Source organism: Paraflavitalea sp., assembly GCF_059502485.1.
In genome coordinates this window covers 885,798-912,371 of record NZ_JCACET010000011.1, presented here as the reverse complement: position 1 = coordinate 912,371, position 26,574 = coordinate 885,798, and the positions used below count along the sequence as shown (strand labels likewise).

Annotated in this window: 22 protein-coding genes; 10 read left to right on the top strand and 12 right to left on the bottom strand. The window is 46.1% G+C overall.

The genetic code is table 11. The features are described 5' to 3' along the window. Positions 1-11: 11 nt before the first annotated feature. Complete coding sequence (gene dnaE / locus AC5JBY_RS31425; protein WP_495908668.1) at positions 12-3,653, bottom strand: DNA polymerase III subunit alpha; 3,642 nt, start codon at positions 3,651-3,653, stop codon at positions 12-14. Between the two features lie 174 nt (positions 3,654-3,827). On the opposite strand from dnaE, the gene AC5JBY_RS31420 reads away from it, so the two are divergent. Together AC5JBY_RS31420 and AC5JBY_RS31415 are read left to right on the top strand one after the other, a co-directional pair. Beyond that, positions 3,828-4,514, top strand: a complete 687-nt coding sequence (locus AC5JBY_RS31420) for a C40 family peptidase (protein WP_495908667.1) — start codon at positions 3,828-3,830, stop codon at positions 4,512-4,514. Between the two features lie 105 nt (positions 4,515-4,619). Continuing rightward, positions 4,620-5,465 carry a rhomboid family intramembrane serine protease gene (locus AC5JBY_RS31415; RefSeq protein WP_495908666.1) on the top strand — a complete coding sequence of 282 codons (846 nt, stop codon included), beginning with the start codon at positions 4,620-4,622 and terminating at the stop codon, positions 5,463-5,465. Positions 5,466-5,564: 99 nt separating this feature from the next. On the opposite strand, the gene AC5JBY_RS31410 is transcribed toward AC5JBY_RS31415, so the two are convergent. Then, a complete protein-coding gene (locus AC5JBY_RS31410) occupies positions 5,565-7,220 on the bottom strand; it encodes a M1 family metallopeptidase (protein WP_495908665.1) in 1,656 nt (551 codons plus the stop codon). A gap of 125 nt (positions 7,221-7,345) precedes the next feature. Between AC5JBY_RS31410 and AC5JBY_RS31405 the strand changes: the two genes are divergently transcribed. Beyond that, the gene (locus AC5JBY_RS31405; RefSeq protein WP_495908664.1) at positions 7,346-8,977 is read left to right on the top strand and encodes an ABC transporter substrate-binding protein; all 1,632 of its coding nucleotides are present in this window, start codon (positions 7,346-7,348) and stop codon (positions 8,975-8,977) included. Positions 8,978-8,980: 3 nt separating this feature from the next. On the opposite strand, the gene AC5JBY_RS31400 is transcribed toward AC5JBY_RS31405, so the two are convergent. Both AC5JBY_RS31400 and AC5JBY_RS31395 read right to left on the bottom strand, forming a co-directional pair. Then, on the bottom strand, positions 8,981-9,670 hold the full coding sequence (locus AC5JBY_RS31400; protein WP_495908663.1) for a LytR/AlgR family response regulator transcription factor: 690 nt from the start codon (positions 9,668-9,670) through the stop codon (positions 8,981-8,983). Then, positions 9,648-10,955 carry a sensor histidine kinase gene (locus AC5JBY_RS31395; RefSeq protein ID WP_495908662.1) on the bottom strand — a complete coding sequence of 436 codons (1,308 nt, stop codon included), beginning with the start codon at positions 10,953-10,955 and terminating at the stop codon, positions 9,648-9,650. Before AC5JBY_RS31395 ends, AC5JBY_RS31400 begins: the two co-directional genes overlap by 23 nt. 104 nt (positions 10,956-11,059) lie before the next feature. On the opposite strand from AC5JBY_RS31395, the gene AC5JBY_RS31390 reads away from it, so the two are divergent. From AC5JBY_RS31390 to AC5JBY_RS31380, 3 genes are all read left to right on the top strand, one after another. Continuing rightward, entirely contained in the window at positions 11,060-12,832 is a 1,773-nt protein-coding gene (locus tag AC5JBY_RS31390) for a TlpA family protein disulfide reductase (RefSeq protein ID WP_495908661.1), read from the top strand. Positions 12,833-13,097: 265 nt separating this feature from the next. Next, complete coding sequence (locus AC5JBY_RS31385; RefSeq protein WP_495908660.1) at positions 13,098-13,730, top strand: ABC transporter ATP-binding protein; 633 nt, start codon at positions 13,098-13,100, stop codon at positions 13,728-13,730. Beyond that, positions 13,727-14,830: a hypothetical protein gene (locus tag AC5JBY_RS31380; RefSeq protein WP_495908659.1), complete on the top strand. Its 1,104-nt coding sequence runs from the start codon at positions 13,727-13,729 to the stop codon at positions 14,828-14,830. Before AC5JBY_RS31385 ends, AC5JBY_RS31380 begins: the two co-directional genes overlap by 4 nt. Before the next feature lie 6 nt (positions 14,831-14,836). On the opposite strand, the gene AC5JBY_RS31375 is transcribed toward AC5JBY_RS31380, so the two are convergent. The 4 genes from AC5JBY_RS31375 to AC5JBY_RS31360 all read right to left on the bottom strand — a co-directional run bounded on the left by AC5JBY_RS31375 (position 14,837) and on the right by AC5JBY_RS31360 (position 16,753). Beyond that, a complete protein-coding gene (locus tag AC5JBY_RS31375; protein ID WP_495908658.1) occupies positions 14,837-15,046 on the bottom strand; it encodes a helix-turn-helix transcriptional regulator in 210 nt (69 codons plus the stop codon). Continuing rightward, a complete protein-coding gene (locus AC5JBY_RS31370) occupies positions 15,043-15,453 on the bottom strand; it encodes a hypothetical protein (RefSeq protein WP_495908657.1) in 411 nt (136 codons plus the stop codon). The genes AC5JBY_RS31375 and AC5JBY_RS31370 overlap by 4 nt, the downstream gene beginning before the upstream one ends. A 548-nt stretch (positions 15,454-16,001) precedes the next feature. Further along, positions 16,002-16,283 (bottom strand): hypothetical protein, encoded by a 282-nt coding sequence (locus AC5JBY_RS31365; protein ID WP_495908656.1) that lies wholly within the window; start codon positions 16,281-16,283, stop codon positions 16,002-16,004. Further along, positions 16,280-16,753 (bottom strand): hypothetical protein, encoded by a 474-nt coding sequence (locus tag AC5JBY_RS31360; protein WP_495908655.1) that lies wholly within the window; start codon positions 16,751-16,753, stop codon positions 16,280-16,282. Before AC5JBY_RS31360 ends, AC5JBY_RS31365 begins: the two co-directional genes overlap by 4 nt. Before the next feature lie 172 nt (positions 16,754-16,925). Here AC5JBY_RS31360 and AC5JBY_RS31355 point away from each other — a divergent pair, with 172 nt between their 5' ends. Both AC5JBY_RS31355 and AC5JBY_RS31350 read left to right on the top strand, forming a co-directional pair. Next, complete coding sequence (locus AC5JBY_RS31355; RefSeq protein ID WP_495908654.1) at positions 16,926-17,420, top strand: hypothetical protein; 495 nt, start codon at positions 16,926-16,928, stop codon at positions 17,418-17,420. A gap of 14 nt (positions 17,421-17,434) precedes the next feature. Then, the gene (locus AC5JBY_RS31350; RefSeq protein ID WP_495908653.1) at positions 17,435-18,613 is read left to right on the top strand and encodes a hypothetical protein; all 1,179 of its coding nucleotides are present in this window, start codon (positions 17,435-17,437) and stop codon (positions 18,611-18,613) included. A gap of 97 nt (positions 18,614-18,710) precedes the next feature. Here the strand turns inward: AC5JBY_RS31350 and AC5JBY_RS31345 are convergent, their stop codons facing one another. The 4 genes from AC5JBY_RS31345 to AC5JBY_RS31330 form a co-directional block, all read right to left on the bottom strand. Further along, entirely contained in the window at positions 18,711-19,091 is a 381-nt protein-coding gene (locus AC5JBY_RS31345; protein WP_495908652.1) for a response regulator, read from the bottom strand. A gap of 85 nt (positions 19,092-19,176) precedes the next feature. Next, positions 19,177-19,722, bottom strand: a complete 546-nt coding sequence (locus AC5JBY_RS31340; protein ID WP_495908651.1) for a DinB family protein — start codon at positions 19,720-19,722, stop codon at positions 19,177-19,179. A gap of 252 nt (positions 19,723-19,974) precedes the next feature. After that, positions 19,975-21,561, bottom strand: coding sequence for a glycoside hydrolase (locus tag AC5JBY_RS31335; RefSeq protein ID WP_495908650.1), 1,587 nt, complete (start codon positions 21,559-21,561; stop codon positions 19,975-19,977). 122 nt (positions 21,562-21,683) lie between these two features. Further along, on the bottom strand, positions 21,684-22,916 hold the full coding sequence (locus AC5JBY_RS31330) for a hypothetical protein (RefSeq protein ID WP_495908649.1): 1,233 nt from the start codon (positions 22,914-22,916) through the stop codon (positions 21,684-21,686). Between the two features lie 225 nt (positions 22,917-23,141). On the opposite strand from AC5JBY_RS31330, the gene AC5JBY_RS31325 reads away from it, so the two are divergent. Then, the gene (locus AC5JBY_RS31325) at positions 23,142-25,886 is read left to right on the top strand and encodes a tetratricopeptide repeat protein (RefSeq protein WP_495908648.1); all 2,745 of its coding nucleotides are present in this window, start codon (positions 23,142-23,144) and stop codon (positions 25,884-25,886) included. A 77-nt stretch (positions 25,887-25,963) separates the two neighbouring features. Next, on the top strand, positions 25,964-26,497 hold the full coding sequence (locus AC5JBY_RS31320; protein WP_495908647.1) for a hypothetical protein: 534 nt from the start codon (positions 25,964-25,966) through the stop codon (positions 26,495-26,497). Positions 26,498-26,574: the final 77 nt, after the last annotated feature.

Sequence of the window (26,574 nt, the reverse complement as noted above, 5' to 3'; positions counted from 1 at the left end):
GTTATCCACATTTACACAGTGACAACCTGTACATCCACTTCGGGCTTATTCTGCAGCCAGGCCGTCATTTCGTCATTCATCTCAAATCCCATTTCCAGGCTATACAGGCTGATCTTGTATTGCCGCTTAATTTCCCGGATGTTGAACTTTAAGCCGGCTTTGCCGGGGTGGGTTTTAACATTCTTTTCAATGAAGGTCACCATTTCCTCGTTGATGTGCCTTGCTTCGATATCTAATATAACCTGTTTGGTAAGGTTTTGTTTAATGCTCTCCAGCAGCACGATCTTGTCTACCTTGAACTCAAATTCCACTTTGTTAAAGCGTGGTTTAAAGAAACCTGTTATGAACAGGTTTTTGCCTTTTTCCATGTAGTTCGAGAAGCGCATATAATCATCGCTCCACAACATGAACTCGCTTTTGCCGGAATAGTCTTCCACGATAAACGATGCAAATTGGCGGCCCGTCTTGGTTACGCGGTGCTGGGCATCTGTTACCAGTCCTGCCAACCTGAACGTTCTGCCCGGGTTGGGCTGCAGGGCAATGGAATCCTTGATCTCATTAAAGTCGGCAATGGTGGTAAATCCGTAATGTTTGATCTCGAACCGGAAATGGTCGAGCGGGTGACCGCTCATGAACATACCAGTTACTTCCTTTTCCCTGTCCAGCAGCTCGGTCAATGTCCAATGCTCACAGGGCGGTATTTTGGGTAGCGGAATGTCCAGGGCTTTGGGCAGGTCGCCAAAGAGGGTATTGGCGGTGCTGTTGTTCTCCTGCTGATAGATATTGCCGTACTTGATGATCTTCTCCAGTCCGGAGGCTGTTTCTCCCTGTGGTATCGTAAAATATTGTGCCCGGTGGTATTCTTTGAAATTGTCGAAAGCGCCGGCATATACGAGGCATTCCAGGGTCTTTTTATTCACAGCCCGCTGGTTGATGCGTTTGATCATATCGAAGATGGAGGAGTAGCGTCCGTTGGCTTCCCGCTCGGCAATGATGTTTTCCACAGCGGCCTCACCCACACCTTTCAATCCACCCAGTCCTACACGGATATCGCCTGCTTCGTTTACCGAGAAGCCTTTGCGCGATTCGTTGATGTCGGGGCCTAATACCTTCTTTCCCATGCGTTTACACTCTTCCATGAAGAAGGTGAGCTTTTCAATGGCGCCGGCGTTGTTCAGTACGGCGGCCATGTATTCGGAAGGGTAGTGGGCCTTGAGGTAGGCTGTTTGGTAGGCTACAAAGGCGTAACAGGTTGAGTGCGACTTGTTAAAGGCATATTGGGCGAAGGCTTCCCAGTCGGTCCAGATCTTTTCCAGCTTGTCTTCAGGGTGGCCTTTGGCGGCACCTCCTTTGGTGAACTGGGCTTTCATCTTGTCCAGTACTGCTTTTTGCTTTTTACCCATCGCTTTACGGAGTACGTCGGCGTCGCCCTTGCTGAAGCCGGCCAGTTTCTGGGCCAGCAACATCACCTGTTCCTGGTATACCGTGATACCATAAGTATCGGCCAGGTATTCTTCCATTTCGGGAACGTCGTAGGTGATGGGCTCGCGGCCATGCTTACGATCGATGAAGTTGGGGATATAGGCCAGCGGACCGGGGCGATATAAGGCGTTCATCGCAATCAAGTCCGCAAACTGGTCAGGTTTCAGGTCGCGCAGGTACTTTTGCATACCGGGACTTTCGAACTGGAACGTACCGATGGTCTCCGCTTTTTGATAGATCTCATAGGTCTTCATATCATCGAGCGGCACATCGTCTATCACGATGTCCACACCATGATTCTGCTTGATCATCTCCAGCGCATTCTTGATGATGGTAAGGGTCTTCAAACCCAGGAAGTCCATCTTGATTACACCGGCGTCTTCAATGATGCTACCTTCAAACTGGGTAACCCACAAGTCCGAATCTTTGGCAACGGATACAGGGATCAGTTCGGTAAGGTCTTTGGGGGCGATGATGATGCCCGCCGCATGGATACCGGTATTCCGTACTGATCCTTCCAGACGTTCAGCTTCATGTAACACACTTCCGTTGAGGGTATCACTTTTATAGATCTCGCGTATTCTTCTTACACTTTCCAATTCATCAGGTCCAAGGCCTTCTTTTTCTTCGAGCGACTTTTCGCCTTCCTTGGTGGTTATGGGCGCTTTCAATACACGGCCCAGTTCTATGCCCGGTTTATCCGGTACCAGCTTGGCCAATGCGTTGGATTCGGCCAGCGGCAGGTCCAATGCGCGCGCCACGTCTTTGATACTCATCTTGGCGGCCATGGTACCATAGGTGATGATCTGCGCTACCTGCGATTTACCATATTTGTCTACTACATAATCGATCACTTTCTGACGGCCTTCATCATCGAAGTCCGTATCGATATCGGGCATCGACTTACGGTCGGGGTTGAGGAACCTCTCGAACAGCAAGTTGTATTTAATAGGATCGATATTGGTAATGCCGATACAATAAGCTACCACACTACCCGCAGCCGAACCACGGCCGGGGCCGATGAATACACCCAGGTCGCGCCCTGCCTTGATGAAATCACTCACAATAAGGAAGTAGCCGGCAAACCCCATCGTTTTGATGGTGAACAACTCGAAGTCGAGGCGTTCCGTGATCTCGGGCGTTAGCTCCGGATAGCGTTTTCTGGCACCTTCATACGTAAGGTGATGGAGGTAATTCCACTGGTTGAGGTTGCTGTCTTCTGTCGACTGGAATTCCTTGGGCAATGGGAAGGCAGGCAGCAGGATATCTTTCTTCAGGTTCAGCAGCTCTACCCGGTCCACGATCATATTGGTATTGTCGATGGACTCAGGAATGTCACTGAAGAGTTTCTTCATTTCATCCTGTGTCTTGAAGTAGAACTGATCGTTGGGGAACTTAAAACGGCGTTCCTTCACGTTCAGGTCGTCATTGACGATGTCATCATAACCCGGTGTACTTTTCTTTTCGCCGGTGTTGATACAAAGCAGGATGTCGTGGGCGTTGTAATCGTCCTGGTCGGTATAGTGGCTGTCATTGGTGGCAATGACAGGGACGTTGAATTTCTTCGCGAATTTGAGCAGCACTTCGTTGATCTGGATCTGCTCTTTGATGTCGTGGCGCTGTACCTCGATGAAGTAATCTTCTCCAAACAGGTCGAGCCACCATTTGAATTCCTTCTCTGCTTTTTCCTCTCCATCATGCAGGATGGTTTGTGGCACGTAGGCTCCAATACAGCAGGTGGTAGCGATCAACCCTTCGTGGTATTGTTCGATCAGTTTTTTATCGATACGGGGATACTTGCTATACATCCCTTCGATGTATCCAAGTGAGGTGAGCTTGATCAGGTTTTGGTAACCTTGTTTATTTTTTGCCAGCAACACCTGGTGGTAGCGCTCATCTTTTACTTCTTTGGAGAATATTTTGCGGTGACGGTCTTCTACTACATAAAACTCGCAACCTACAATGGGCTTTACCTTCAGGCTGCCATCTTCATTTTTGTGTTTATAAGCTTCCGACACGAATTCAAAAGCCCCAAACATGTTACCGTGGTCGGTAATGGCAATGGCCGGCTGGCCATCCTTAATGGCTTTTTTGTACAATGACTGAATGGAGGCTGCTCCGTCGAGCAGAGAGAACTGGGTATGGACGTGGAGATGCGAGAATTTACACATTCAAGTTTGTTATTTCAGATTCCGGGATATTTACAACAAAAGACCGTCTGCAAAGTTCCTTAACAATTGCTAAACAATTGACAATATATTGTCCACATCGGTGAATGGCACAGGGGTTGTATTTTGGCAACGTATTTGTTACCTTTGCGGCACTTATTTTTTAACAGGGCGCTGATGCTGAACATTTTAAAATACGGAAGCTTTATCCTTTTACTGGCACTGGCGGCTACCAGTTGCAGCACGCAGAAGAAGAGTACGGCTGCTGCGCCACCGGTCAATCACCATAAAAAGCCAGCTTCCGGTTCGCCCCGGTTTATCGAGAATATATCCATCAAAGCGCCTGGCGGATCTCCCGATTATTCAGCCACGCCGCCGCTGAGTGAACGTCCTGCTTCAGGTCCTGCTGTTCATACTGGTTCAAGTGTGGAACTGAGCGATCCCTTACAATTTAAATATTCCATACTGCTCAACACGCCTGTGGAAGAACTGACAGACGGAAAAATGATCGGTTTTATCGAAGAGTGGTACGGTACCCGCTATAAATATGGCGGCAGCGACAAAAATGGCGTGGATTGCTCCGCTTTTGCTCAAACATTTATTTATGCCATGTATGGTTTCATGCTGCCCCGCACTTCTTCCCAGCAATACCAGGGCAGCAAGCGGCTAAAGAAGGATGACCTGCAGGAAGGTGATCTTGTTTTCTTCAAAACGCGCGGACGCAAGGCCGGTGTTTCCCACGTAGGCGTTTACCTGCGCAACAATAAATTTGTGCACGCCTCCACTTCCGGCGGCGTCATGATCAACGACCTGGATGATACGTACTATTCCTCGCACTATGCCGGGGCCGGACGGGTGCGATAATTTACCTGACACCCGCCATTTTCGAAATTTGTCAATTTCCCAAAGGATGAATATATTTCGGTAGGGAATGCCCCTATTCGTGTACCCCAAAAAAGTTCCTGCGCAATGGATGTAACCGGAATTATTATATTTCTGCTGATTATTGCCACTGTACTCATATCCTGGAAGGGATTTGGTGATAAGGGATTCTTCGAACGTTATAAGTTCAATGTAGATGGCATCTTGATGTATCGCCAGCGCGACCGGCTGATCACTTCTGGTTTTTTGCATTCCAATTGGCTACACCTCATCTTTAACATGCTCGCCCTGTATTTTTTCGCCGGACCATTGGGCATGATACTCGATTGGTGGGGCTTCCTGCTCGTTTATTTTATCAGTCTTGTAGGGGGCGACCTGCTTTCTCTGTATATCCATCGCCATAGCGGTGATTATAGTTCAATAGGAGCGTCGGGGGCTGTAGCCGGTGTGATCTTTGGATGTATTGCTTTGTTGCCTGGTTTCGAGATCAGGCAGTTCCTGATACCTATATCACTGCCAGGCTGGTTGTACGGCTTGATATATGTGTTGGTCTCGATCTATGGCATCCGGTCGAGGAAAGGCAACGTCGGGCACGATTCCCACCTGGGTGGCGCACTGATCGGTATGGTCGTTGCTATTATCATGCGGCCGCAGGCGCTGGTAGAGAACTACGTGACCATACTTATTATTTCCCTGCCCACCATTGCCTTTATTTACCTCATCATCACACGTCCGCACATACTGATGGTCGATAATTTTTTCTTTAAAAAACATCAGCAAGGGTACACCATCGACCAGAAATACAATGAAGACCAGCACAACCGCCAGCAGGAAATAGACCGCATCCTCGATAAGATCGGCAAGGGTGGTATGAAAAGCCTTACAAAGGCAGAGAAGGATAAGCTGGAGGAGTATTCCAGGAGGATAAGATAACAGTTGAAAAGTTTATAAGTTAACAGGTTTAAAAGTTGAAAGGTTGACAAGGGAAAACGCTTCTCCTTGTCAACCTTTCAACTTATTAACTTATCAACTTTAATTCACTTGCTTTTTATTCACATAGAAATTCCTGTCTACTTCGAAGGTCTTTCCATCATACCAATCCGCCAGTTTTAACGACTGCCATTCTTCGGAAGGCGTAATGAATTGTGTGCGATCGCCACTCAGCTTCACTTTCACGGGCATGTTGAAACCTTTTACGCTGTTGATCCACCGGAATTGAATGCCGCCTGCTTCGGTTTTGTATTCCAGCACCGGTATCTGTATCGTGCGCAGGTATTGATCAAACACTTTGGAGAAATCCTTGCCGGCTTGTTTGCTGATATAGTCTTCTACCTGTTTTGTATCGACTGTTTTGTGGTAGAAGGTCTGGTTCAGGCCGCGTAGTATCTGGCGGAACTTCTCATCATCGCCAATGATGTTACGGATCGTGTGGAGTAGGTTGCCGCCTTTGTAATACATGTCGCCACTGCCTTCCTGGTTCACACCATAGTGGCCAATGATGGGAATATCGTTTTGGATGGCTTTGCGGGTGCCGATGCAATAATCATTACCAGCTTCTACACCGTATTCGCAAGTGGTATAGATGGTTTCTGAATAGTTGGTGAAGCCTTCATGTATCCACATGTCGGCAATGTCATTGCTGGTGATGTTGTTGGCAAACCATTCGTGGCCGCTTTCATGTACGATGATGAAATCCCACTTGTTGCCCCAGCCACTGCCGGAGAGGTCGCGGCCGCGATAGCCGTTCTCAAAATTATTGCCATAAGCCACAGCGCTCTGGTGTTCCATACCAAGGTGTGGTGCTTCTACCAGCTTATAACTATCCTCATAAAAAGGGTAGGGGCCAAACCAATGTTCAAAGCATTTCAACATAGAAGTGGCCTGTTTGAATTGTTCTTTTGCTTTACCGAGGTTGTAGTCCAATACCCAGTAGTCACAATCGAGCTTGCCTTTCTCTCCGGGAAAGTCTTCATGCCAGGTTGCGTATTTACCAATGTAGGGTATGAGGTTGTAGTTGTTGATCGGGTTGGTTACATTCCATGACCAGGTGGTGAGTCCGTTACCGGCGGAGCGTTTGTCTACCATGCGGCCATTGCCTACGGCTACTAATGAATCGGGGACTGTCATAGTAAGGGATGCTCCTTTGTCGGGCTCATCGCTTTGGTGGTCTTTGCAGGGATACCATACGCTGGCACCCAAACCCTGACAGGCAACGCTCATCCAGGGACGGCCTTGTTTGTCCTTTGTCCATATCCAGCCGCCATCCCATGGTGGGCGAACGGCCTCCCGCGGCTTGCCATGGAAATACAGCACCAATGTCGGGTCTTCTGTATTAAGGTTTTTCTGAAATGCTGCTGTTTCCACCCACCATACATTGCCTTCGCGGCGGATAGGTGCTACAAAATGCCTGATGCTTTTACCTGTGTTCAGGTCGTAGACTACACTATCCAACTCCATCGGCTCCTGTAAATCGATCTGCATTATAGTCCGGGTAGCCTTGCCGCTCAATTTGATATGCATGTATACCTTACCACTGATGGTCTTGCTGCTGTAATCGGGTGTCACATGTACATCGTAGCGCTGCACGTCCCACCATGTCCTTTCGGGACGCAGGGTGCCGCGCAGACTGTCCTGCCGGCTGAACCCTTTCTTCTGGTTCAACGGCTGGGCTGCACAGGAATTAACCATCCCTAAAAAGACAAAGGAGGCTAAAGCGGTTACTGGAAGTAGCCGGCCTGCAAAAAAACGCAGGGTATTTATTTTGTTCCGGATCAAAGTGATATGTTTTTGAAGTGCTAAATTTAGCGCAGAATATGAAAGCTAACCCACTATTTTTTATCATCGGTTTTTCCACTTTTCTGATAATAAGCGCCTGTGGAGAGCGGGCTGCTCACGATAAGCAGGTATTCCGGTACAATGAATACAGCGGTATCGCTTCGCTCGATCCGGCCTTTGCTAAAAACCAATCTATTATTTGGGCGGTGCATCAATTGTACAGTACCCTTGTGGAAACTGATAACGACCTGCGTATTGTGCCTTCGCTCGCTTACCGGTGGGACGTAAGTGATGACCGGCTGGTATATACTTTCCACCTGCGGGATGATGTATATTTTCACGACAATGAAGCTTTTCCCGGTGGCAAAGGGCGTAAGATGACGGCGCATGATGTGGAGTATAGCTTAAAACGGATCATCAACCCGGCCACGGCCAGCAGCGGCGCCTGGATATTCAATAACCGCATACCAGCTACCGATGGTTTCAAAGCGTTGGACGACTCCACTTTCCGGCTCACGCTTTCCCGGCCATTCACACCTATCCTCGGGTTGATGAGTATGCAATATTGTTCGGTGGTGGCCAAAGAAGCCGTAGAAAAATATGGACCCGATTTTCGCAGCCATCCCTGTGGTACCGGCCCTTTTGCTTTTAAAAGCTGGGAGGAAGGGCAGGTGCTGATCATGATGAAGCATGAACGCTATTTCGAGAAGGACAGTGCCGGCAGCCGCCTGCCTTATCTCGACGCCATCAAAACCAGCTTTTACGACAGCAAGGCCACGGAGTTTCTCTTATTTCGCCAGGGACAACTGGATTTTATTAACGATATCGAAGCTTCGTTTAAAGATGAGGTACTTACTAAAAAAGGTATCCTGCGCAAAGACTGGGAAGGAAAGATCAGGCTGACCAAACATGCCTATCTCAATACTGAATACCTGGGCATCATGGTAGACAGCAGTAATGAATTGGTACAGCGCTCGCCGCTGAAATTAAAAGCTATCCGCCAGGCCATCAACTATGGTTTCGATCGCCGCAAGATGATGATGTATCTGCGCAACTCTATTGGTACGCCGGCAGAAAGCGGGTTTATTCCTTCCGGCTTGCCATCGTTCGATTCATCGATTGTAAAAGGATACCGGTATGATCCGGCCAAAGCGCGGCGCTTGTTGGCCGAAGCGGGCTTTCCCGATGGGGCAGGGCTGCCTGCCGTGAAACTGCTCACCATTGCTATCTATTCCGACCTCGCCAGTTTTATTGCACGTCAGTTGGAAGAAGTGGGGCTGAAGATACAGGTAGAGGTAGTACAGAAAAGCCTGCTGCTGGAACAAACGGCCAAATCGCAGGCCCTATTCTTCCGTGGCAGCTGGATGGCCGACTATCCCGAAGCAGAAAATTACCTGAGTGTATTCTATGGCAAGAATCCTGCACCGCCCAACTACACGCGTTATAAGAATCCCACATTTGATAAGTTATATGAGCAAGCTATCCTTACTGAAAACGACAGCCTGCGCTACAAGCTATACCAGCAGATGGACCAGCTGGTGATACAGGATGCACCCGTAGTGCCGCTCTGGTACGACGAAGTGATCCACCTCGAACAACTATGGCTGAAAGGATTTCCTGCCAATGGCCTCAACCTGCTGGAACTGCGCAGGGCAAGGATTGAGAAGTAGTTCTCACTGTCCCAGGGACTTCAACAGATCATCTTTATAACTGATGCCAATGGGCAGCTGCAGGGAGCTTAATTCTATCTGTCCGCTCCGGATGGCTGTAATGAAACTCACAGAAGCAATATAGGAGCGATGTACCCGGATGAATTGTGAAGGCGGCAATACTTTCTCGAATGCCTTCATCGTGGAGGGGACGATCATCACCGAATCTGTGAGGTGAAGCTTGATGTAATTCTGCATGCCTTCCACAAAGCGGATATCACGGAACATTACTTTGACCAGCTTATTATCCTGCTTTACGAATGTGTAATCGGGCGGTGGCTCCTGCGGAGTCAGCAGTTTTTCTTTGTACCGCTCGCGGGCTTTGTCTACTGCCTGCAGCAGGCGTGGGAGAGCGATGGGTTTGAGCAGGTAGTCCACTACGTTCAGCTCATAACCTTCCATGGCATATTTATCATATGCTGTGGTAAAGATGACGAGGGGCGGGTTCTTCAGCGACCGCAGGAAATCAGTGCCTGATACAACGGGCATTTTGATGTCGAGGAACAATAAGTCGATCTTTCCCGTTTGCAATGCTTCATATGCCTCCATGGCATTGCGGCATGCGCCGGCAATGCTGCAGCCGGGAATAGTGGCCAGGTACGTAGCAAGGAGTTTCCTTGCTTGTGGTTCGTCATCTACGATCAGACAATTCATGAGCGACTGGGTATATAGTTAATGTAACGGTGAACTTATTTTGTGTGTCCTCAATAGTCAGTTCGTGTCGGTCAGGAAAATAATGCTGCAGCCTTTTGCGTACGTTTTGCAAGCCGATGCCTCCCCGGTGCGATGGATCACCGGGCGCATAGCTGTTGCTGGCTATAAACGTCAGCACATTTTGGCAGGCAGTTAGTTGAATCTGTATGGAAGCGTCCGGCAGTGCTGTGCTGTATTTAAAAGCATTCTCTACAAGGGGCATCAACAGCAGTGCAGGTAAAGGATAGTTTAATGGAGTGATACGAATATCAGTAGTAATAACGGATTGTTCATCATACCGTACCCTTTCTATGGCGATATAATTTTCCAGCAGGGTAGCTTCCTGCTCCAGGGTCACGAACTCGCCCTTGCATTCATATAAAGAAAAGCGTAAAAGTTGTGCCAGCCTGTTCAGCAACTCTACAGATCGCTCTTTTTCATCATGAACTATAAATGATTGCAGGTTGTTGAGCGAGTTAAAGAGCAGGTGGGGATTTACCTGCGCTTTGAGGAAATTAAGTTCCAGTTGTACATTTTCTTTCTCCAATTGCGTTTGCTGCAAATGGCTGCGCCAGGCATGCCGCACGAATTTGAGCGTAAGCGGGATGAAGATAATAGTGATGAGACCGGTAATGCTGCTGAAGAAATCGGCAACCAGCCGGTGGGGCTGTAGTTGGTGTTGGTAAAACTTATCCCAGAAGTCCTGTCCTGCAAACCACCCGCCTTCGGATTTATAATTGTCTACCAGCAAGGTGATGTGATAGGTTCGCAACAGAATACCGATAAGGTAATAAATGATAAAAAGTATGATTGCTATCACCCAGCGCCTGCGCCGCAATAGTGGAATAATACCATATACCAGCGGATAGAAGAGAAACAGGCTTAGGGCGATACCTGAAAGTGTGATAGCGTAATGCTGGGCGAGCTCGATGTGCACGACGAGGTTTTCGCGCAGCCAGAAGAAAAGCAGGAAAATCCAGAAACCTGCATGCAGCACCAGGCGATAACGCCAGTCGGTGAAAGAAAGTTGCCATAGCTTATTGATCGCTTTACTTTGGTATGCCATAGTGTAAATGCTAACTATAAATGTCTTGGATTTTGACCAGATAAGCATCCTGGCCTGATGAATGTGAACCAGCCGGGGATCAATGTCGGCCCGGAGCTGACGAATGTATAGAGGCTGGTTGCCATTGTTGGTGATCTGTTTGCCGGGCTTACCGGTCAGCGCTTTTCGGGCATCTGTCAATCATATTTTCTGATGCGATGCGGTGTGCATTCTTTTGGAAAAAAACAAGTATGTTATTCTCCGTCCAAAAGATAAGCAGATTATTATTACCAATTTATTATATCGTGTCAAATGTACAGGCATCCGCACAGGTCAGTACTATTACTCCCGCTCATCCTGCCTGGGGCGATACCTTGCGCATACATTATCATTTACGTGATACATCGGCCGCACTTTCCGGCAAAGAGCCGGTCTATGTCAAGATCGTTACCTGGAAACAGGATGGTGGTTACGATTGGAAAGTATTGCGCATGGAAGGAAGTGATACATTAACACAATCGTTTGTGTTGCCTGCTGGCATTGCTTCCTGCAGCATCCGCTTTTACACGCTCAATAAAGATGACGATAAGGCTGCGCGCAAACTACACGTTTACACAAAAGGTACACAACAGCCGGTGGCCGGTGCTTATTGGGACGATTTCTTTTCAACCGATCCGCGTGTTCCTTTTGAAAAAGAAATACAACATTACCCGCAACACTATCTCACATACGCGAAATATTTCAATGTGATTTCCATGTACAAAGGAATAGAAGAGAGCAGGCAACTCATTACTGCTTTGTTAGCACCATTAGAACAAACGTACCGTAATCAGTCTGCCCCCCGTGCTGACCTGTGTGCGGCTTTGTGTGTGGGGTATGCCAAGACGGGCCGGCTGCCTGAAGCCAAAACATACCTGCTGAAACTGTTTGATGCATTCCCGCAGGCGGAGGCAACGCTGCTGGCTTTCAGCTTGTACAATTATGAATATTATAAAGCAAGCAGTAAGCAGATAGAGGAGGACGTGCGCCAACAACTGGCACGCATCTATGTGCAGTGGCCCGATGCTGCATTGAGCAGCGATGGCAATGTGACTTACTACCTGAGTAAACTACCTGCACTCACGATTGCGCATTTTGAAAAGGCCTTGTTGCCCCGATATGCACAGGAAAGCATTCCTTACTATGCCCTGGATAAATTGCCGGAGATCTATATCGATCGACAGGAAAAAGTGGATAGTGCCAAAGTCATGCTCATGCGCTTCATCAGGCTGTGGCAGGAGGGGAGTATCAATCATCAATTCCGGCTTTCACCCGGACACTACAGTATGTATGTTCCTTACCTGTTGCAAAAATTGAGCGAAGCCAACCTGTTGTTGCAGGAATACAACGAAGCAGTAACGAATGCATCAGCAGCTATTGCCTTACTGGCTGGCAGTAATTACGAAGGCAATCTATTATCGGAAGTGTTGGCAATACGGGCACGGGCTTACCACAAGGCGGGCAATCTCGATATGGCGCTGGAAGATTATAAGCAGTTGTACAAAAATGGAAAAGATGATGTGCTGGATTCTATAAAAGCCATCTTTCCTTACTGCACGGTGAAGGAAAAAAGCGTAGAAGTATTGGCTGCCTCTTTGCGAAAAAAAGCTCCTGCATCTGCTGCTGTTATACCGCTTGCGCCAAACTTTACCGGTAAAGACCTGCAGGGCAAAACGGTTAGCCTTGCTGCACTAAAAGGAAAGGTAGTGGTGGTCAATTTCTGGGGAATAGGTTGCGGGCCTTGTATTGGGGAGATGCCTGCCTTGAATAAGCTGGTACAAAAGTATCGTGACAACGGCAACGTTGTATTTCTTGCCATCACCGGCGATGAAACGGCCAGGTTGCAACAATTCTTTAAGAAGCGCAGCTTTCTCTACAAGGTAGTAAATGATGGTGGTAAGGTCAATGATGCCTATCAGATCGAAAGCCTCCCGGTGCACATCGTGATCGGTAAGGACGGAGCCATCATCAACCGCTCTACCGGTGCCCGGGAGGATATTGGTATCTATCTGGATGGAGTTATTCAACGTGCGTTGTGATCAGTTGAAAGGTTGATGGGTTGAAAAGTTAATAATGCTGGTTCTATCCCAGCAGTCGATAAATAGGCTTATTAAACATTATAAGTTCGATTTAAATCCATTGTTTCCACATTCATTCTCCGTTCTGTAACGGAAGATGAACGGAGGATGAATGGAGGATGAATGGAGAATCTATGGAAATTGAAGCATTGTTGCACGAAGAGAATGACAGAGAGAAAGGGGAGCAATAGCTGTAATATCTTGCCAATTTCCCGACAGATGGGGCATGCTCACCATTCAACAGGTCCGTAAAGAGTATGCGGGCACGCTCATATTGGATATTCCCGACCTGTCTTTTGAAAGAGGTATTTATTGGTTGACAGGCGCCAATGGCTCCGGCAAAACCACCCTGCTGCGTATGATTGCCGGTATGGCCTCTTTCAAAGGCAGTATATTACTGAACGATATTGATCTGCATAAGCAGCCGGCCAGCTACCGCGGACAAGTGGGCTGGGCAGAAGCGGAGCCGCTTTATCCGCCTTTCGTGACAGCCCGGGATTTGATCAACTTTTACCGGGGCACGCGGAAACCCGGGCCGCAACAAGTGGATGCACTCATCGATTTCTTTGCTGTCGGCTCGTTCATCGACCTGACCGTGGAGGCTTATTCCAGCGGGATGGTCAAGCGATTATCCCTGCTGCTGGCTTTTATTGGTGCACCTTCGCTGATTCTGCTGGATGAGCCGCTGGCCACACTCGATGCAGAGGGAGCGCAGGTACTGCCAACACTTATCCGGGAATACCGGACGAAGCACAATACCAGCTTTATCTTCAGCTCTCATCAGCCGATAGCTGATGACGCATTGGTTATCGACAAAAAGCTGATCATTACAAACCGTACCATTCAACCGGCAGCATGAGCAATACCCTTCTGGTAAGGTCCATTGGCCGCACTTATTACCGGCAGAATGCCGGTCTTTTTGCCTTTCTCTTTTTTATTATGGTGCTGGCAGTGGGCAGGGCCAATGAGGTAGGGTTGCTGGAGTACCATTATTCCCTGATCATCGGAACGTTGACCAATCCTTCTATGCTGTTGCCGGTGCTCATCGCCTGGCTGCTCTATGCCTGGAAATGCCTGCGCTTTGTAGAAACCATCCTACACCGCCGGGATTATTCTTTTCTTTATCAACAGCTTTTAACGGGGGCGGTGCGCAGTTACCGGCAACTGCTGTTGATGCAATTGTTGATCTACCTGCCTGTAGGCATTTATGTGCTGTTCATGCTGAAGATCGGCTTTCAACAACACTTGTATGGGGCTACTTTCATTGTATTGTTTTTCAACGTAGCTGTTTGTTTGTTGAGTGCTGCACGTTATTATTATTTGTTGCGTCATCCCGGAACACGTGCCTGGACTATTCGTTGGAGAATACCATCCTTGCCCTGGAAGCAATTCTATCCCCGTTTTCTCATCAGGTATGTGTTGGTAATAAAGCCTGTGCTGTTGCTGGTGACCAAACTATTCAGTTGCGGTATGCTATACCTGATCGTGGCCAATACGCTGACAGATGAACGCGACCACCGTATGATCTTTCTTTTTTACAGTTTTGGATTGCTGGGACATGGTGCGCTATTGTTCAGGATAAAAGAAATGGAGCGAAGCAGGCTTGGGTTTTACCGTGCTTTGCCGGTGTCCTTAGGGCACAGGTTATGGCAGTATATGTTGTTTTACTTGCTGTTGTTTATTCCTGAATCATTCATCATATTGTCGCTGACTCCTGAACATCTTTACTGGTCTGATGCCTTACTTTATTTTTCGTTTGGCTATGGCATCCTGCTATTCCTTAATAGCCTGCTGCTTTTCTCTTTTGAGCGGATGATGAATTACCTCAAGGTTATTGGGGTTATCTACTTCTTTATTTTCGTGGCAGTGCTGGCGGGCTTATTGCTGTGGCTAAGTATTGCATTCCTGGTGTTATCCGTCTCCCTGTTTTTTAACAGGTATTATCAGCAGGAAGTGTAATCGATTTTATGACTTCCAGTCTTCTTCTTCCAGGAAGAAAATTTCATCGGGCCGGCAGTTGAGTACTTTGGCTATTTTCAGGGATAAGACTGTAGAAGGTATAAATCGGCCAGACTCGATGGCGATGATGGTTTGACGTGATACGTTTACTTTTTGTGCCAGGTCTGCCTGTGTCATATCATGTTTTGTTCGCTCTACTTTTAGCTGGTTTTTCATTCTTCTCCTTTTAATGCGTGCTGTCTTTTCTGAAAGTAAAAGATGCCTGTTGCAAGGAGAAGTGTTGCTGCTAAAAACTGATAGGCAGATATGGAGAGTATCTTTCCATTTGCCCGATCGAACTGCCAGTTGAGGAAGATATAGTTGTACAGGTGCATGAGAAAGAAAGTAATGATCACTGCGCGTGTGAGGGCTTTGAACTTGAGGTGGTGTACCATTTCATCATCCGTCTTTTCGCGGGAGAAGAATATAAACAGGAAGCCAAAGCAGGCGCCCACGGCCAGTTCATTGTAATCGAAAACGCCGGTTTTGCGGTATTGATTGAGGAAACTGAAGATCCCGGCAAGCACGGCCAAGCATCCTATTACCTTGGTCCAGGGGGCGTAAGGGAAGGGTTTCTGCTTCATGATGTAAGGTTTACTTAACTAAAAGTAATGTAAACTTTACATTTTGGCAATAATTCTCTCAATTTTTGTGGTCAGGCCGCCAAAACTTTAGTATGTGATGCAATTGGTAAAGATGAGTAATATCACAATGACACAAATAAGATATACTGTTTCAAACCTGTTTTTGGGTGTACGTTTTTTAATACTCCAGATAAAAGTCCAGATGGTTAAGACGAAAGGAATTAAAAAAGCGAAGGTATCCCATATGGAATGTTCACCGATGATATGGCTATTTTCCAAATAGTTTGTCAAATAAAAGGTCACGATTATTGTCCAGGTTAGATAGGCAAGGAATGCTATGGCGAGGCTGTATGTAAGTTTTTTGGCACCTGAATTTCCCAATAAATGGAAAAATAAAAGGGGGATGAATAAATAAGGGATTGTTTTAGCAGGTGTCTCTTTTATATATGTAACAATCACCAGGGCGCCACCAAAGCATAATAGCTCGTAGGCTATCTGAATCGTGTATGAAATTTTTTGTTTTGCCGACATATTTCTATTTGATAAAGTTAAGGACCTGGAGTTGCAGAGATCAGTTTTTCTGCATATTCCAGGTCTTTGTCTTTACCACTAAGGGTATCCTGTATTGATCGTTGGGGTTTATGATCCGGTGTAATACCCATATCTTTTACTTTTAAACCTGAACCGGTCATGTACAAACGGTATTGGGAAATCATGGTCAACAGGCCAGAGTGAGGAAGGTAAAAATAGCTATATCCTCTGCCGGAACCTCCGTATAAAGAATCTGGTGCAGCTTCTCCAATCAAAATGCCCCGCTTATTTCGTTTCACCAATGCTGCGAACTGCGTTGCTGCTCGTTTATTGTCAAGGATAAATAGGGTGGCTGTGGGAACAGTGATTGTAAGTTGGGATACTTCGCCTGGTTCTTTGTGCGGTTTTGCCTGATCACGGAAAATGGTTGAGCATTCACCTGTCTGGTAACTGGTGGCTTATTGCCAATAGAGTATTGGAGGGCAAAGTTCCTGGCATAGCCATAGGTTAAGTAATACTGAAAGGCAAATCGTTGTTCTATTCGTTTTAATTGTAATATTTCATTAGTACCTTCATCGGAGAAATAGCGCTTCATTGTAGTGAGTAATTGAATGATGATCTCCAAACTATCCTTTAGTGTTTTCAAGTCTTCCCGTAGCTGGGCAACCGTAACCTTTTTATTGAAATCGAATGATGAACCGGTGGGGGATTGAGCCATGCTGTTGAGTGCTATAATCAGGTAGCAGCAGGTAAAGAATACTTTAGTCATGTTCTTGTGGGATAGGCTTCGGTTTAAATATACGTAAGTTTTTAGAACCGTGCTTTTTGTGCTGCAAGGGTGAAAACACGGTGTATTGTTTGGGTGAAATGCTGCTTGAGTGGTGCCAGGATAGGTGGGAACTTCAATGTTTATTTACTTATTATCCATAAAACTCATCCTCATGTCTAAATCTGTTTCCAAAAAAGGCAAAGTGACTGCCAAAAAGAAAGTGGCGAAGAAAGCGCCGGTAAAGAAAGCTGCTCCCCAAAAGGCCGCTAAAAAAGCAGCTCCTAAAAAAGGGGTTGCAAAGAAAGCTCCACCGAAGAAAGCAGTTGCTAAAAAGAGCGCACCTCCAAAAGCAATTCAGGGCGGCAGGCAGTTGAGTTTGTTGGGGTTTACTTCCTCCACTACGGGCACTGCAGATTTTAAATTTGAATTTTTTGAGGGTGTGGCAACAGCCACTGTTACGTTGTTCAGGGATGGACAAATAGTCGACTCTCAAACTGTTTCTGATGACGGTACGCTGCATTTCAGTGATGTGCGTTCCCGGGATACTGCATCGGTAAAAGGCACCTGTGCAGGAACCGGTAAGATTACTGTGAGTGTGGATACCAGGCCTGCTTCTCCAACGAGCCTGAAAGCCGGCAAGATCATCGAACGTTATACGATTCTTTAACCTAAGTAAAAGCCATGAAAAAAATATTATTGCTGACAGCAATTTGCTGTCTTGGGTGTGGGGTCGTGTTTGCCCAGGTTGGTAAGAACACGGTGTTGACAGCTGATTCCCTGGCTACCGGTAATTATAAAGATGTGCTGAATAGTTTTTTCCAGATTGCCGTGAACACGTTTACTGGTCCTGACAAGGAGTTGAAATTTACATCCAATCCTTTTGCCATCATGGCAAAAATGAATCCCGACCTGTTGAGAACCGGGCAATACCTGAAATATAAGCGGCTCAGGAAACTCAACTTTGCATTTGCAGCCAGGCTCGATACGAGTTATAAGTTCAATGGTTTTTCCTCAGGCGTTAAATATGCCCTTATCGACAGGCGGGATGAAACGGTGAGCAGGGCGTTCCTGATCGAAGTAGAAACCGATTCTCTCCTGAGAGAGTTTGGACCACTCCAGGATAGTGTAGAGTTGTTTATTTCATCACTAAGTGGAGATACGGCCAGGCAGAATAAGTTTGGAGATCAGGTAGCATCGTTTTATCATGGAGAGCTTAAGCTTGACCAACTGGATGTGGAGGTCCGGGATAAGCTTCTGGAAATTGCGAAACGGGATACGCTTGTTTTTTTGCTGTCCAGGATGAAAAAAGATCCCGCCTATAGTATCCGGCAGGATGCCGATAAACAATATGCAGCCTTAAAAAAGAACTTCAATAACAGGTTTCTCTGGACGGTGGGTGTCAGCGATACTACTTACAAAGACCAGTTCATGTTCTCGAATGTAGTATTCTCCACGGAGGCAGTGCAAGGGCTGCTCAAGAACAATAAGCAGGCAAATATCGAGTATAATGTGAAAGCTGCTTACCAGTTGGTGGATGATACGCTGAAAGCCGGACGTGACCTGAAGCGTGGTATCCTGAATGTGGAAGGTGGTTTCAACTTTATCCTGAATGCGAAAGATACTGATCGCAGCTGGCTGGAGTTTAAGGTGGCGGGCAGTTATTACTACAGATCGGGTTCTTTGTATAAAGATGAAAAGCGGGATATGTTGACGCTGAATGGGACCTTGCGTATCCGGGTGTTCAGTGAGGTATGGGTACCACTGGAAATTAAATACGATCCGAAGAACGGGGATTGGTTTGGGTTGTTGAATGTGCGGCTCAACTTTAATGCACTGGGGAAGGACAATAAAAAATCATAACGAGTTTAATGTATTGACCCGATCATAAATAGAAAGAACGCCGGCAATTCCAATGCGGCGCTCTTTCTGGTTATTGTTGGTAAGGACAAACAGGTTATCAATTCATTAGGCCGGAGACTGATTGAAACAGTTCGGCTTTGGTGAATGGTTTTTTGAGGAAGGCATCTGCTCCATTTTCCATCGCTACATCTTTAGCTGCTACATCCACACCGGAAATCATAATGACTTTGGTGGAAGGGTGTTGCTTTTTGATGGAGCTGATGAAGTCAACCCCAAAACCGTCGGGCAGGCGGTTGTCGAGCAGGATCATGGAAGGCTCTTCCTGTAGAAGGTATTCCTCAGCTTTTGCCAAAGTGGGGACGTGGTCTACTTCCATGTCTTTTCCGTCCAGTAAAATGTTCAGTAACAGGCAAAGATCACCTTCATCTTCAATAATCAATACTTTGCGGGTGGCGGCTTTAGTGGTGTTTGATTTCATAACTGCGTTGTTTGGTGTTACGCAGTATGCTATAAAAATCCTGTGCCAGCGATGTATGGTGGGAATTTTTAATGGGAGTGTGGAATCACACAGGGGCTTTGGCATGTGCCACCCAGTCGGGCGCATCATTAATTGTTTGCCGGAGTATCAGGTTGAGTTGTGCGGTATGGTGCTGCACGTGACGCATATTGTACAATAATATATCGAGTACGGAACTGGTGAGTGTATCGCGTCCTGCCAGAGAGAGGTCTACGTCTTCCGATTCTCCCAACCAACGTTCCTGTAATCTTTCTTCGGTAAGGCTGGCAATCACCTGACGGCATTTTTCGCGTGTTGCATGCAGGTAGTTGAGCAATTCCTGTTGCGTATATATTTTATCAGGTACTACATCGTCTATGGCATCTGCTGGCATATTAACAGGCTCGGTAAGTGTATAGGGGAGCAGGGCTTTGAAGTTTCTGGGTGGCATGGTGAGATAGTAGTCCAGGAATACGGTTGTGTGGTAAGATATGTAATAAAACTTCAGGCTGGTATGCCAGTATTTTTCCGGGCATAGTTCTATGGCATGTTGAAGCATGTCGATGCTGGCGTTGAAGTGGTTCCAGAGACTGTTTTTTAATGTTGAGATCATAATAGAAATTTGCTGATATCTCTGAGAGTATTAAGCTGTTTTAAATAAAGATAGTATAAATGTATATTTGAGCGTACTGGTACAGACAACTTAAACAGACCATAAAATGGAAATAGACATCAATCAGAAGAAAATTTCAATTGGCGACAAATATCAAATCTTTGTTGACGGGCAATAGCAATGAGGGTAATTACGGTTGCTTATAACCTGGCAGCAATTTCATCGCATCGTTGGGTTGGGAATCGTGGCCGTTTATTTTTCCAGTACAAAGGTGGTGACTGATCTTGCAGGCAACGTGATAGCTTTCTTCGTGCCCTGTACTGTATATGCTTTCAGGTTGTCCTCCGCTGTGGCGGTGGTCTGGTATTTTTTGATGGTCTTTATTTTACCAAAACTTTTGATGGTGAGTTTTATATCCTGTGCTTCGGTGGTATAGTTGATGGCTATTATGGTGAGTTGCTTATTGCTTGTGAACGCCGAGAGCATGATGTGTTGTGAAGCAGTGAGGTCATCTTTGTTGTCACTGCGTGTAGTGTTGATGCGTTGCATGCCGGGCCTGATGAAACGGCTGTAGTTACCCATGGCCCATAGTCCTTTCGTTTGGAAGTATTCTCCATCGGTATGCGTGGCGTTGGGCTTGAGGGCAATGAGGTAATAGCGGGTGTCGAAGTCGGGATTGCCTGGCTCATAGCTGTTCCATAGCTGCCAGGCGCAGGCATTGGCCACTATGAGGTCGGTGTGGATCATTTTAGCCAGGAAGAGGGCGCAGTCGATCGCGCTTCTCCTGCCTTTCGTACCTTCCCGGAACCCGTCGGCCAGCATGGAGTATTCTGTTTGCCAGAAGTCGACACCATATTTCTGTGCGGTGTCTTTTAATTGCTGTCTTATTTTGATGCGGTTGGTATCTCCTGCATCGGTGAAGTAGCTGTGGCCACCAATGAAGCGGGCCATGTGCGGCAGTTTAGATAATTGCAGATCGCTTCCTTCTCCAAAGAATTGTTGTATTTGTGTGCCCGAACGGCCTGCATTGCCATAGAGGTAATTGAGCATGCCTGCTTCGGTGATCATGATCTTTGAAGTGAGGTTCTGTGCGGTGAGGGCGCTATCTACTGCCCGTGTGATGCGGTGGATATCGCTATTGTGCCAGGGGCTTCCTTCCTGACTGGCCTGGCCAGGTTTGTTGCTCCAGTCCCACTGTGGTTCGTTGACCGGACTGATGTAGTTGAAGTGTAATCCTTCGTTGTCGAAGTGTTTGAGCACGTCGGCAAGGAAGCCAGCATAGGCGTTGTATCTGTCATCCCGCAGATTGGTGGTGTAATCTTTTTCTGTCTTGAAGCCGCGGCCGTTCTTCGTAAACTGTACGGGCGGGGTATTGGAGAAGGCTATGAGGTTTTCTACGCCGTATTGTTTAGCTTTTTTCACGAACCAGATGTAGCCTGCCTGCTTATTCCAGTCGTAGGAGCCATCAGGGTTCTGAAAGCTTTCCACCCTTTTGCGAAAGTCACGGATGCCGCTACTGTCGCCTTGTTCGGTAGTGCCGCCGCCAATGTTGAAACGCCAGGAGGAGAGACCGATGCCTTTAGGGTTGCCTTCGTTGTCTGTTTCCCTACTGAAGAGCCACTGTGCTATCTGTTCCTTTTTAGGCTCGGGCCAGTGTTTGCCGATGCCTTCGGAAAACCAGCAGCCTGCGGCGCCGATGTTATCGATGGTCTGGGCTTTGTTTTTGGTGTCGATGGTAAATTGAACCGCAGTTTGTTTTTGTGCCATCAGCCCTGCGGGTAGTAGTAATAGTAACCAGTAGGAAAGTTTGCGAAGATGGTGTGGGGGTATGAGCCTCATGTGCAAGGTTTTGGTTTGCCTTAACAAGGTCGCAATTAACTGTTTTCCCGCCGCATTTTATAATTGGATTTTAAGGAGTAATAGCCGGGAAGTGACATTTCTTTAGTGCCTTATATTAAACTTTACGCCGGGTAATGCACTTTCTGCGCCTCCTCTGCTGTTCTGCCTGCTGAATCGTAAACGAGCGTAAGGTTGGTTTCAAACGGCGGAAATATGAGTTTAGCTTCAAACTCTTTGTCGATATTGGGAAGCATTTCTTTGGTCTTTTCGATGAACTGGTGCCAGCCCGCGTATTCTTCACTGAAATGTAACTTTGTCCCGTCTTTAGCAAATACATCCATATGTAATTCGTCAACCGTCATCAGGTCAAGTTTATAGGCGAAAATAGTGGTAATGTCTGTCCAGCGTATCAATCGGTTATTGTTGTCCTGGCTGACAGTGAAACCTTCCGTTGTATATTCAAAAATGCCTTCATCGTTGAGGCGAAGTTTAAAGGCTAATTGCTCTAACTTCCTTCCTTCTGTGGTGGATGGGTCGATCCAGGCAAACTTTGGGTGGAACATGTGGTACAATACATACGAGATAAAAGCGGAGGCGCCGATAACGATTGTCCAAAACCAGAAGGGGGAATACCTGTCTGTGGTCAGGGTTTCAATGAGCAAACCTGCCGGGATGATCAGTAGCCAGAGCTTGTCCCATTTGTTGCTCCAGAAAACACGTTTGCCCTCGAGGTGTTTGGTATCGATAGTGGATTCCTTTGAAATATCCGGTTGGTATTCAGTGAGGCCTTTCTCATCTTCAATTCTACTATCGGTGTAATCGTCGTAACGACCATAAGTATTTGTGTTGCCTGTCAGTATAATTGCCCAGGTGTCTAACCAATGTAGGACTTTTTTTATCTCTACTTCCAATTGCGGATAAAAGCTGGCCAGTAATTGTTGTTGCTTTTTTGGGGTTAAGTCGTTCCAGTCTTCCTGCGCAGAAGGTGCTTTCACTGTTAGTCCATATTCTAATCCCAGGGTGCTAAGGAATGTATAGCCTTTGCAGTATAGGTCATAAAATGTAATTAGAATATGGGGAAGCTGTTCATCCCGCTGCAGTGCTCTTGTTAGCAGGGAACGCAGTCTCCATGTTTCCCACTCACCTTTATCAATAAATCGCTCCAGCAGGCTGGGTAGTTCATATTTGGCCGTCGGGCTTTTGTAGCCAAAAGATATCAATTCAAGATATTCTTCCGGGGGTAATAGCTTTTCCAGACGGGTATCTGCATACAACCAGGCTTCGAATTCTAAAGGGGTTTTATCACCGTTGAGGGTTTCGAAGATAAGTTGTTGTATATCGGGCGGAAGTGTCATGGGTGTTAATCAGTACGATGCAAGTTTACACAAAACCAGTGAAATGCTCCCAGGCGCTCCGTCCCAAACAGTGAAGGTCAACGAAAAAGGCAAAAAATGGACCTGCGGCTTGTTAGTATTTTCCCTAATGCTTATCTTTCCATAAGTTATTTATTCCTGCCGCTAATCAGTACTCTCATCTTCTTCTTTTAAACCGATTGCATAATCATTTAATAATTGACCATCATGGCCAAAGGAGCAGCTTTTGAAGAAAAGTCGCTGGAATACCTCAAAAAATTGTTTGAGCAACTTGGCTTCGCAGTAACAGAGGCACGGCGGCAGGGTGCCGGTACGCAAAATGGATTTGATATCCGGATTGCATTTATTGATGATAGTGGTAAGGAACGGAAATTCTATTTTGAATGTAAGGATTATACAACCGGCATATCCTGGAACGATATTGCTATAAAAGTGCATGAATTAAACGCATCCAGCCACAAAGCAGATGGATATATCGCCTTGTCTCCGCATGTTAATTTCTCCAATATTAATGTGAACGTGCTGGATAAGCTCGTTGTTACCACACGAACGCCTATTAAGTGCTGGACACCGGAAACTTATATCCGGGAATACATTTCAGTGGATAACCTCATTTATGAGGCTGTATACGGAACGTCTGCCACTGCCACTGAAACGGATAAAACGGCTATCCTGCAAAAGATCAGGGCTGTCATCGTTGATATGTTGCGCAGGAAAGACGAGTTAGCTAAGCAAGGTCCGGAGCCATCGCTTCCCAAAGAGTTAACACTGAAAATACCAAGAATCCATCCTGATGATATTATTGGCCGGGAAGCCGAATTGCAGCAACTGCATGAGTTGCTGTTTGATAGTGGGCGTGTAGTAGTGGTCAATGGATTGGGTGGTATTGGCAAGACCACACTGGCGCAAGGATATATTGGTAAATATTACAACGAGTATAGGCATATTGCCTGGGTTACGCACCTAACTGATGATATGGTTACCGATATTATCAATGCGGAAGGGCTTGCTGAAAAGTTATCGGTAGATAAGCAAGGAAAGCAAAGGTTACAGGTGTGTAATGAAATACTTCACAGGTTAAAGGATATTCCTGATAGTCCCAATCTGCTTATTCTTGACAATGCCAATGAGAAGCTGGTGGCTCTAAAAAATGTATTGCCGGCACAACCCCGGTGGCATGTGTTGGTGACTTCCCGGGAAAGGGTGGATGGGTTTTATTTGAAAGCGCTGGATTTTTTGTCGCCTGAACAAGCTATTGCTTTATTCCAAAAGCATTGTTCCTTCATCAAGGATGAAGTGCTCGTAGCTGAATTGGTGAAAAACATAGATTTTCACACGCTGACTATCGAAATATTGGCCAAAACAGCACAAAGGCGAAAGCTGAATATTGAAGTGTTGAAAACATCTATTCAGGATGACTTGTCATCGAATGTTTATGTGGAGCATAAGGGTGAAAAGATAGATCGTGTACGTTCTTATTTGTCTTCCATTTTTAATTTGAGCGGGTTAAATGAAGAGGAAGCCTGGATGATGAAGCAGTTTGCCTGTCTGCCTACGGAATTTCATACTTACGAACTGTTGATGGAGTTGATCAGCCCCGATGAGGAAAAGAAAGAGGCATTTGCCGAGACGCTTAACAGGCTGGTAGAGCAGGGGTGGCTGCTGCACAATGAAGAGACTGATGCCTATAAAATGCACGTGATTGTAAAGGAGGTGGTGATGAAGGAGTTGTCGCCGTCTTTACAGGATGTAGAGCAATTAATGGATAACATTTTAGAGAAACTAAATTCGAATTTTAATTTGGATAATCCTGTCATTAGGTTTCCATGGGTACCTTATGGGGAGGCTTTGCTAAATGCTTTCCGGGATTCAACTGCTACAAAATTTGCTGAATTGCAAAGTAGCCTTGGGGTTGTATTGCAGGATCTCAGTGATTTTAACAGGGCCAGGATGTTGTTGGAAAAAGCAATACCAACATTTGAGCACAATTTGGGCGCTGACCATCCTACTACCGCTACAAACTATGCTCGTCTTGCAAGTATACTTAAAGATCTGGGTGATTATAGGGGAGCTCGTTCGTTGTTGATCAAAGCAATGCATTCAGATGAACGTCATTATGGCCCACAACACCCTATTACAGCAAGGAGGTATTCCAGTCTGGCAATCGTGCTCAAGGACTTGGGCGATTATAACAGTGCAATGGAGTTGTCGCAGAAAGCGATGCATTCCTTCGAGCGAAATTTAGGTCCGGAGCATGTTGCTACTGCCAGAATTTATGCTGATCTTGGATGGCTGTTTAACCTGATTGGCAATTCCAACGAAGCGCGGAGATGGTTGGAGAAATCCTTGCCTTTATTAGAGCGTCATCTCGGTGTTGACCATCCTTACGTTGGTGCAGTATATTCAAATCTTGGATTGGTTTTTCAGTCGTTGCGTAAATATGATGAAGCCCGTTTGCTGTTGGAAAAAGCAGTTCACTTGTTTGAACGCAACTTTGGACCGAATCATATCGATACGGCCAGGATTTATTCGAACCTGGCTATGCTATTGATGCTTCAGGGGGAGAAGGACCATGCGCGTACTTTGTTGGAGAAGGCAATACATACGGGCGAACATTATTTAAGCCCCATCCATCCTTTTAATGGTACTAATTATGGAAATATGGCATACGTGCTAAAAGAGTTGGGGGATTATCCGGGTGCGTGTGGTTACTTTAAAAAAGCCCTTGCTTCGATCGAACAGGAATTTCCTCCCAATCACCCTGGCCTTGCGCAGCGCTATTATATTCTGGCAGGCCATCTTGAGGAAATGGGTGATTATTCGTGGGCATTAGAGTTGGCAGCGAAGAGTCTTGCGATCGTTAAGGAGATATTGCCGGACGGCCATTCCAATATAAAGCTAATACAAGATGTTTACGAGTCGATAAAAGCTAAAATGGAGATCAAGGTATAGTTGTATATTTCATCAAGCAGGGCAGGGGGATAAGTTGGAAATAGGCATTGACTTAATATATAAATAGATGCTTTACTATGTCAAAAGTAATAACAGTAATCGCTTTATTATTTTCGACACTTGTATATGGACAAGTGGCTGAGAAGACTATTCATAATGGTATAGAAGGGTTGATGCTTGCTGATTCAATTACCTGCAACGATATTATAGGCAGTTTTTATAAGAGTGACGGGTTTGGTGGATACAGCTTTAGTCTGGACTCAAATATGACATTTCAAAAAAATGACTTTAGCTGTATGGCAAGATTTAAGGTTGACAGCGGTTCGTGGACCATTAAAAATGCCAACACTGTTGTTCTAAAGTCTGCTAAAAAGATACTTTATTTTGATGTCGTTAAATTTGATAAATTCTATTTTTTTGTTCTGCCAACACAAAGACAAGCATTTATTGAAGATTTGAAAGCGACAATAAAGCAGTTTAAGAATACTAAGCCTATTGTTGTTGATGATGAGGTTTATTCGAAAAACTATCTAATTGGATCCCGTTTGGCTAAAAGCTATTTTGCGAAAGAAATCGACGATATTGTCAGTGCAGCACAAGCCGGAAAATAATGAAAGATGCATTTCTCTCCTTTGGTAAATCCCCCAAATGTTATATGAAACCCTAAATGGCAATATAGTTTCCTGAC